This window comes from Xanthomonas cissicola (assembly GCF_008801575.1).
GTDB lineage: Bacteria > Pseudomonadota > Gammaproteobacteria > Xanthomonadales > Xanthomonadaceae > Xanthomonas > Xanthomonas cissicola.
Map to the genome: position 1 here is coordinate 1 of NZ_VZPL01000101.1, position 9,155 is coordinate 9,155.

General features: G+C 55.5%; 5 protein-coding genes and 1 pseudogene. 3 read left to right on the forward strand and 3 right to left on the reverse strand.

Features of this window, described 5'->3' with window-relative positions; translation table 11 throughout:
- Positions 1 to 122 (forward strand): annotated as a pseudogene (locus F7R02_RS22785) (IS3 family transposase); the annotation flags it as partial.
- A gap of 129 nt (positions 123 to 251) precedes the next feature.
- Positions 252 to 1,928 (forward strand): DEAD/DEAH box helicase, encoded by a 1,677-nt coding sequence (locus tag F7R02_RS22790; RefSeq protein WP_235857293.1) that lies wholly within the window; start codon positions 252 to 254, stop codon positions 1,926 to 1,928.
- 266 nt (positions 1,929 to 2,194) lie between these two features.
- On the opposite strand, the gene F7R02_RS22795 is transcribed toward F7R02_RS22790, so the two are convergent.
- From F7R02_RS22795 to F7R02_RS22805, 3 genes are read right to left on the reverse strand one after another with little or no spacing between them, the layout of a single operon-like run.
- Positions 2,195 to 6,229 carry an NACHT domain-containing protein gene (locus tag F7R02_RS22795; protein WP_078589616.1) on the reverse strand — a complete coding sequence of 1,345 codons (4,035 nt, stop codon included), beginning with the start codon at positions 6,227 to 6,229 and terminating at the stop codon, positions 2,195 to 2,197.
- Positions 6,230 to 6,243: 14 nt separating this feature from the next.
- Positions 6,244 to 6,615: a DUF6375 family protein gene (locus tag F7R02_RS22800; RefSeq protein ID WP_201425999.1), complete on the reverse strand. Its 372-nt coding sequence runs from the start codon at positions 6,613 to 6,615 to the stop codon at positions 6,244 to 6,246.
- Between the two features lie 32 nt (positions 6,616 to 6,647).
- Positions 6,648 to 7,604 carry a radical SAM protein gene (locus tag F7R02_RS22805; protein ID WP_338117387.1) on the reverse strand — a complete coding sequence of 319 codons (957 nt, stop codon included), beginning with the start codon at positions 7,602 to 7,604 and terminating at the stop codon, positions 6,648 to 6,650.
- A 318-nt stretch (positions 7,605 to 7,922) separates the two neighbouring features.
- On the opposite strand from F7R02_RS22805, the gene F7R02_RS22810 reads away from it, so the two are divergent.
- Complete coding sequence (locus tag F7R02_RS22810; RefSeq protein ID WP_078589613.1) at positions 7,923 to 8,819, forward strand: DUF5677 domain-containing protein; 897 nt, start codon at positions 7,923 to 7,925, stop codon at positions 8,817 to 8,819.
- Positions 8,820 to 9,155: the final 336 nt, after the last annotated feature.

Genomic DNA, 9,155 nt, shown 5'->3' on the forward strand with positions numbered 1-9,155 from the left:
GAGCAAGAGCGGATGTGTTTGACTACATCGAGCGACGCCACAACCCAAGGATGCGGCGAAGGGCGGCCAAGCAGGATCAGAAGGTTGCAGCTCTTTTACAACCGTCCGTGATATCGGGGTAGAACCCGAGCGAAGATGCTCCACCCGAGGAAGAGAAGGGCCCGAAGGGGTTTCGGGGCTGGCTCAAAGTGAGTGCTGAGGCGAATGCAGTCCGCTCCTCGGAGCAACGTCAAGCGTTGTGGCAACAAGCTGTGTCTGACTACGAGGCGGTCAAGGCGGAAGAACGCAAAGCATGCAATGACGCCAATCGAATTCGTGAGCTGATTCTGGCCATCCTCAAAATCAGGAAGACGATTGCCGAAGACTCCGAAAAACTCCGAGCATTCGAACAGTCACTGATTGAGGTAGCAAATAAACTCTCGCGCTTGGATAACGAGGAAGGTGGCCCCGCCAATATGGCGCTCAAGAAGTGTATTGACGCGCTTGAGAAGCTGCCAAAAAAACCCGGTTTCTGGTCAAATTTATTCAGTCTCGGAAATGCTCGACGCGAATGGAGCACCGCTCGGGAACTGCTAGAAAGCCAGCATGACATCGCTAAGGCTGAGTTCGCGAGGATCACGCGTCTCACTAAACAACTCGATGGCGATAAGGTCCAGGTGGAAGGGAAAATCGCTGAAGCGCGTCGAGTGCTTCAGGGATCGCAGCAGCAGGACAAAACGCTTACGAGCGATGCCTACGAACTCGCAACCACTCATCAGGCTGACCATCTGCTCGCTTGGTTGAAAGACAATGCTATCGGGCGTGGGGATGTCATTGAACTGGCCGAGCCCTGGCGCATTGAAGGCTGGCGAAAGGCACGGGCGCGGGTTTTCATCCAGGCACTGAAGCTCCACCAGACGTTCTTCGAGCTTGAGGCTTCAAGACTGCGCTCCAATTTGTTCATGATCAATGGCCTGTTGACCGGCTCGCGCTTCCAAGGATTGTCGCGCGATGCGATCCGTTCCGCGTGGGCATCTTTGTTCATGGTCGTTCCGGTGCTGAGCAGCACCTTCGCATCGTTCGCCCGTTCGTTTGGCTCGCTAGGTGCCAGTGAGATTGGCTGGTTACTCGTGGATGAGGCAGGTCAGGCCGCTCCGCAACAAGCAGTCGGCGCGCTGTGGCGGTCCCGACGTGCGTTGCTGGTGGGAGACCCACTGCAACTCAAGCCCATCGTCACCGTCTCCGATGCGGTGCTGGAGCACATGCGTACACGTTACGGCGTTGATGCGCACTGGATTCCCAACCAAAAATCTGCGCAGGTACTGGCTGATGAAGCCACCCCTTGGGGGCGCATGGCTGGGCCTGCCGGTGGCAAGACTTGGGTAGGGTTGCCACTGGTCGTGCATCGCCGCTGCGACAGGCCCATGTATGCACTCGCCAACCGTATCGCCTACGACGGAGCGATGGTGTATGGAACGATTGCGCCGCGCGCCGACAAAGAAACCCACGCCAGTCTGCCGACAGGGTGGATACATATTAGTGGCACTTCCGAAGGAAATTGGGTGCCTGCAGAAGGCCAAGTCTTACGAGACCTGCTCAAGCGGCTACATGGCGATGGCGTAGAGGCGAAAGATATTTCGGTCATCACTCCTTTCAAGGCTGTGCAGCAGAACCTCAAGCGCATGCTCCCAGGCAAGATGGTGTCCGGCACCATCCACACAATGCAAGGCAAAGAGGCATCGGTCGTCATAGTCGTACTGGGGGGCAACACGGCAGGATCTGGCGCTCGCAACTGGGCTGTTTCGGAACCAAACCTGCTGAACGTGGCGGCGACGCGCGCCAAGCGGCGCCTCTATGTGATTGGCGACAGGAATGACTGGAAACATCGGCCATTGTTTTGTGATGTCATGGATCTGCTACCGATTCAGGATATTCGGGCCGACGAGTAACGGGCTCTCACAGCAGCATAGCGGGATGGACATTTCGCTTTACTGTGAGTAATTGCACGGACTTGAACACCCATTTGCATTCGACTTGACCAGTCGTTTGCATCGGATTTGACCAGTCCGCTGGCCGAACCTGACCGGCAGAAATCGGCCGATTCTGTTGAAAAAGTCGGCTCTCTCGAATTCCCCGGAAACCGAGCGGTGAAAGAGCCTGTTGTTCGCGCGGCTACGTGAAACAAGAGTGGCGGCGTCCCCACTCCTGATTCGGTCTACGATTGAGTGCTCGAAGCAGGCTGATAGATGTGAGTACGCTTGTGAATATTCTGGTGGTCCGCGTAGTACTCGTGCAAGTTCTGCGCCTCTACTGACCGGTGATGGAGGCCACGCTCTCCCCACATTAGCCATACCAGCACCTTGCCGGACTGCGTCAAGTAGCTATCAAGAAGGTCACGGCGCAGATAGCTGAAAAAGCCACTGACCTGCGAGCCATACTCGCCGACTTCGCGGTACAGGGACGCCACGCCTGCAGTATCGTGCAGGTCCCATTTGTTGTCGCAGTACCTGAGACTCAAAGACTGACAGAGCTGTTTAGAGGGCAGGCATGCACCGCTGTTCTGGTTCACCACGCTGTGGTAGCTCTCCCAGTTGTACCTCTGCACTGGGATGTCGACCGCGATGCCATCGTTTGACCACCTATCAGCGGACACGATGTATTCGGCGCGGTCGCCTTCTTGCTCATCAGTGATAGGCAGTCCCGGAATCGAAGAGAAAGGCATCTCACCCGCATAGGTGTAGTAGTAGCTGGGCTCGCGCGGAATGGCGTCATTGCCGGGGTACTCTAGGCCAGTGAACAACGTACACAGGCGGTCGACTTCTCCGCTGTCCACGAGCACACCTCGGAGGAAGGTGAAGGCCTGTCTGTCATCAGCGGGGGCGTTCTGTTCGAGAAACCCGTCAAGTACGATCCACGGCCCCGTCAGGCCATCAATCTCCGCTAATTCTAGGATGCCACGATAGTCTGGTTGCGGACCTCTCACTATCCAGTCGCCAGTATCCGTAGGCTGACCGCTGAACAAGGCTGGAAGCGGCAGGTCGATGCTCGCGGCCTCAAGCGGGAACGTCGGGTCAATGTCCGCATCTGAGGGACGAGCACTGCGCTCTTCGGCAAGGAGGCCCCGCGCGTACCGGACACCCCACATCTCGAAGTAAGCGATCCAGCCGTACTTCTTCCCGTATCTGTCGACCTTGTGCTTATCATTTCCCATACGAGGGCCGGGGTTCATTTGCCGATCAGCAGCTTCGAACTGCTCGGGGTCATAGCCAAGCACCAGCATCCGCGAAACGATTGCTGGCAGCACCCGCTGGTACTCTGGGTTGCTGTCGTCGTAGTTCGAGCGATCTGGAATCAGTCTCCCGATCGTGTAGTTGCCGAAGTCCATTCGAATCGCCGCACGCTTCGCTCGTTCGATCACCGCCAAGTCGTACTGCTGCATGTTCTCAAACGGACTGGGCAGATGGCCAAACGGTGGAAGGAGATGAGCTGCCTCCTCCTCAGACAAGCAAGCCGGATCAACCGCCCTCGCTATGGCAATGGTTCCCAGACAGTACTGCTGATAGAGAGCATGCGAGGTAGGATGCGTCGCGCCAGGCGCGAACATCGCCTGATAAATCTCGCGAGCGGCTCTCGGCAGTGCCTCACGCATCTCCACAGCATTCATGTCCGACCAAGTGGTCAGAGCCGTACCGTAGGCTGCGGCGAACATCCGCTCGGGGACGTATGGGTCCGAAACGGTAATTGCCTCCACTGCCAGTCGGAAAAACTCTGTAGGCCGCTTGGCGGCGAACTCGTACAAGGTCTTGGTGGCCACGTCCCGAAGGCTTCTGGACGTAGATGTCAGCGTCCACATCACCCAGCGTGCCCGCCGAATCTCGCGCTCGTCTAGGTCACCCGACTTCCATCTGGTCGACAGGAATTTTAAATCGTTTTCAATTTCCTCAGACGTCTCGCGAACCCACTCCGTCCAGAAAAGATCGCGCTGCGTGTTGGGCATGGCCAAGAGCACGCTATGCAAGAAATCCACATCATACGGATGCGCTCGCGCTGCCCTGGTACTCCGAAGTCTCTTGAAGGCTCTCCATGCGAACTGCTTCGACTCCTGCATTGCGCGCGCGAACCGTTCTACCGTTTCTCGCCCTATTTGCCTTGGGTCTGATTGCGCCGTCAACGACAGAGCACTCATAACGAGATTCTCGTCCGACATGTCTTGCCAAAGTTGGCGCCTGCCAGAGTGTTGCGGATATTGGCTAACTAGAGCCTGGAACACGTCATAGGCGAAAGTATGCGCTCCAGGCTCACGGAATTGGAACTGCGTGCGTCCTTCATCGCTTTGCAGCCACTGCGCTAAGGCCGGCCTGGCAAGCAGGTGGCGCGCCATCATATGTCCAGCCATCAGGTCGTATGAAAACGCAATTCCTTGGCCACCTTCTGAAGAAGTCGTTCGAACGAGGACGCCTTCTGACTCCAGTGCGCGAATGACGCTGGCGTCCCAACGGCCCACGTCTCGAACTGCCGTCCGAGCAGCTTGGAACTCGACGCTTCTAGCGTTGCCCTCCCAGAGGAGACCCGCAATAGTCTGCAGCGCATCTTGCACCTCATCCTGATACATGCGATTCGCTGCCGCTGAAAGCTCAGCAACTCGTTCGGCAACTTTGTTGAAGTGCGCTTCGAACAGGCTTGCCAGCGAATTGGGCAACGCCTCCACCCCGACAATGTGCTGGTGCCGAGGGTTCGCCACCTCGCAGAAGATTCTCAGCGTCAACGGGTGCTGCAAGAACTCGATTGGCAGATCCGCATCGGTGGCGTCGATCTTGTAGTACTCGAAGTACTTGTCGATGGCCGTCGTCGGGGCTTCTTGGAATCCGTTGTGCTCAACTTGAGGAAAGTCCTCCGGCAGGCAGATCTGCGCGAACTCATTGCGTAGAGTGACAACCAATAGAACGTACGGAAAGTCCTCCAGAAGCTGTTCCGCTCTGGCAAGTTCATCCCTCCAGTTTCTTGGGTCTTCTGCCTCATTCAGACCGTCAATGACAATGGGGATGCGCTTGCCTGCGCGCTGGCCCGCCGCATCAATGGCCTCAACCAGTCGGTCGAAGCTCTCCACCGGCCTACCAGCAATCTTGAAGGCAGACACAAGATCGTCAAGCCGCTGGCCTGCATGAAGATTCTTGCCCAGTAACAAGACACCGCCGGGGAGATCTCCATCTGGCTGAGTCACCTTGACGGCAAGCTCGGATTTTCCCTCGCCCGCAGCTGCAAGAACGGCCACGGCTCGAACACCGATCGACCGCTCCAGGCTGAGCAGCTCCGAGGAAAGCGCATGGATGTCCGCGACCAAATTTGCGGCTAACGGTGCTCCGCCTGAACGGGCTCCACGCAGCTTCGAGAGTAGCCTGTCGTAGCGCACTGGTTGAGGCGGATTCGCAGCCAGCATCTGTTGTACAGTGTCGAAGTCGCCATTGCCAAGCGCTGTGTGCAGGTCATCTAGCAGGCCTGCCGATTCGCTGGCTCGAACCAAGAGCGAGCCTACTTCGGCCTTGAGTTCAGTTTTGAGTTGAAGCGTTAGCGAAGCAATTTCCGTGCAGTTCCTCTGCAGAGCACTTGAGAGCTTATCCAGCGATTCCCACGCACTTTGGGCGCCCATATGCCTGAATATCTTCTCCTCGGCTTCAACGACAACATGAACTTCTGGTTGGTATCGGCGCTTGAATGGAGCCGCAGCGAGCTTGTGCTGCTCAGCAAGTAGCGGAGGCGTCAGAACAAGCTCGCCGAAGTATGTCTCTCGAAATATTGCTTCAGGCCCGACAAGAAGGTCTTCGATGTCCGTTGCCGTCAGCAGCTCCAACTTCAACTCAGGGAAGCTGTCTTTCTCAAGCGCGAAGAACCACTCTTGATCCCCCTTCGTCAGGGTGTGGCGTGTCCAAAGTTTCCAGTCGGTCACACCCGGGACGTGTTTGCGCGTCTTCTCGATGCCTTCGACGATTATCCTGCGGCGTGAGGCTCCCAAGTCTTGCCCGTTTGTCAGCTCATACCATTTGCATTGCCAACCAACCCAGCGTGGTGGTTCCCCAAGATCGCAAGACTCCGCCAACTGGAGGTGGAACTCCACACCAGGTTGGTTTGCGAGTTGCTTGAAGCGACCGAAACGTCCGTAGTGTCGACGCACCAGAGCGCGGCAAAGCTTCTCGAAGTTTTCGTCTGCCGCACCGGGTAGCTTGCTGAATACATCCCAATTTACTTCAGGCATCTGCGTTTTCCTTGTCAGATGGCGTCGTCTGAATCGGCCGGGTAGTCGTGCGCTGAGAAAACCTCGACCTTCGCCCCGGCTTCAATGAAGAGTTTCATGAATGCGGATACGTCAGCCTCATCGGTCGTTACTGTGATTCGAACGTCTTCACGCTTTAGGCGATAATCTGATACCAGCTGTCCGAGCTCAATTGGTGCTAAGGAGTGGACGTTTAGGCTTACCAGCAACGAAAGCATGTCATCTGAAAATCTCTGATTCTCAGGTTCAGCAAAAGGGATGGAGTCGCCGTCGTCTTCAAACGCCTGAGCGCTGAGCCTGTCAATGTCTCTCTCGACCTTCTCGGCGTCTTGCGCTCGCTTGAACTTTCCGATGAGAACCAGGTTCATCGAATGCTCAGACCCGTATCCGTTCCAAATCTTCATGACTGAGTCTCCCGGTTGATCTCGAAGGTATTTCTGAGTCGTTTAAGCGCCGACAGAACGCCGGAGTTTTCAATTTTAACGCAGGCGGGCGAGTAAGAACTCGCACGAAGCATGCCGGACGCATCTATGTGCGCATAGGCCTGAAGGCCTCGCTCATCGGGGAGAGGGTCGCACGTAGGCAGTCCTGACGCACCTGCCTCACTGACCGCAAGGCGCACCTTGCCTCTGTAGCTGGAGACCCAGTCATGAAGTGCTCGGCCAACGACTCCATCCATGCTTGCAACCGCGGTGGTTGCTTGCTGAGGAAGCAACAGCAATTCGCTAGCTCCAACCTTTTGCGCGAGCTCGCTCATCGCGTCAAGTTCTACGACCGTACGCTCGTTGACCACGACGTTGATCCCAAATGGCGACAAGGTCGCAATCGACTCCATTCCTCGGAGCAGGCTGGCGAACTTCTTCCCGCGCTGTTGTTCGTAGGTGCGACCTACCCCATCAACGCTAATGCGTGCGAAATGGACCGAGCCCTTGAGGTGCTCGACTAGCTGTGGCGTCAGGCGATGACCATGAGTCGTGAATGTGACCGCGAGCTGAGTCTCACCTGCAACTCGTTTGCATATGTCGACGAAATCAGGATGCAGCGTGGGTTCGCCGCCGCCAAATCCGATGCCGAGGCACCCCTCAGTATCAAGTTCCTTCAACCAGCCGAGCACCTGGTCAGTATGCAGGGACGCCTTGTGCTTCGGCGCGTAGCAGTACGCGCAGTGAAGGTCGCAAACATTTGTTAGAGCAATGGATACCTGGCGGGGGGACGTTGACCAAATCGCCTCTTTCGGGCGCAACTCGTCTAGCAGGACATTCAGGCCTGAAACGCGATCGAAAAGATGCACCCCGTTTGGGCCGATTCTTGACTTCATAAGATTTGTCACCGTAGGCGGTTCTACCTTAAATGACATTCTAGCGCGTCGATCTTCTCGAGACGGCCTACCAGTGAATCAGCGCCTGTAGCCCGTGTGCTGCCAATCGAGGACGCAGCTCTCATGATCGCCTATGATCACCAAAAACTCGTCCGAGACGATCTGCACCGCGCGACCGAACGCAGCGACCGTTGACTTGTTCCGAACACTGCCAAGCTGAAAGAGAACTTTAGAGCTGACCAGAGTCGGGCAGTGCTCAAAAGATCTGTAAGCACCCTTCACGTGTGGTACCTGAAGCTCGTAACGGCGACCGAGCCAAGCAGTATAATTGTCTAAGTCTTATATGGTGACCTCCGCATGCTGGAATTTTCCCTAATTACCGACAAATACCAGCCATCCTACATCGAGCATCATTTCAGCTCTTTGGAAGGGCTGCACGCATTTTCGAACACGTTTTTCAAAGATGTCGCAGAAATTTATGATGCGCTCACGAGGGTGCGTAATATCCAGCGCAACCCCACAGGGTATTCGATTAACGACGCTCCTATCCTTGGACTTTTGGTCCGAATATCCAAGCTGCTCAAGGAATGTGTTAAGTACCACGAGCAGGACAATGCTGAGGTGATCGCAATTTTTGAGCGTCCCCTCATCGAAGCGACAACTCTCGCTAGCTATCTAATGCTGAATGGTGATGCAGTGATTGCTGACTACCGCAAATGCTCTTACAAAGATCGGCTTAGACTTCTCAGAGAGCTGGAGGAAGGTTCCCCGTTCTTCCACACCAAAGCCGGTAAGCGTTTGCTTGCCGCAGTCGTAGAGAAAATGGATTTTGAAGGGTTAACAAAACACGATTTTGCTGAGCAGAAAAAAAATAGATGGCGTCTACAAGGCAAAAGTTTCCGCGACATTTTCGCTGAAATCGAACACGATGATCTGTATCCCGCCACCTACGGCATGATGTCCGAATCAATTCATGGCTCTTGGAATGAATCTATGGATTGGGGCTTGGTGAGAAATGACGATGGCACGTTTTCGGCCTTCACTGAGTACCACCCAGCCGATATAAGATTCGTGGCCCCAATTGTGAAATTTACCATCAAGCCTTTCAGGCTTTGGCTCCAGCGGATCGATGCTTCAAGTAGTGATCTTCAGGACACGGTAGATTGGATTGAACGGGTTAACAACCGACTTTTCCTCACTTTTGATAGCCTATATAACGGCGAATACGACGCAAAGACCAGCAAACAAATTTAGTGGAGTCGGATCTTTCGCCCACGTAGTTTTAGGGGGGATGTAACAGCCCTTAAGGAAGGCCTGCTTCGGGTAGACTCCAGCCGGTCGAGGGCATGCAGTGCGCCGGTCAATTCTCGTGCAACGCTTGGTCACGTCGAATGCAAATGACTGGCCAGTGGCAATGCAAACGGGTGGTCAAGTGGAATACAATTCCGCAACTGGTTGAATTAGTCGTCCCTGAAAAACCCCTGTCAAACCTCCATTGCCATGTTTGCGAGCCGCATAGTGCTTGAGCACGTTGAGGAACGCTCCCGCACCACCTGCAACCAGGCACGCAAAAAGGCGATCCAGCGCAGC

Coding starts and splice junctions, on each gene's coding strand:
- F7R02_RS22805 (WP_338117387.1), bottom strand. CDS start 7,604: ATGTCATTTAAGGTAGAACCGCCTACGGTGACAAATCTTATGAAGTCA.
- F7R02_RS22795 (WP_078589616.1), bottom strand. CDS start 6,229: ATGCCTGAAGTAAATTGGGATGTATTCAGCAAGCTACCCGGTGCGGCA.
- F7R02_RS22810 (WP_078589613.1), top strand. CDS start 7,923: ATGCTGGAATTTTCCCTAATTACCGACAAATACCAGCCATCCTACATC.
- F7R02_RS22800 (WP_201425999.1), bottom strand. CDS start 6,615: ATGAACCTGGTTCTCATCGGAAAGTTCAAGCGAGCGCAAGACGCCGAG.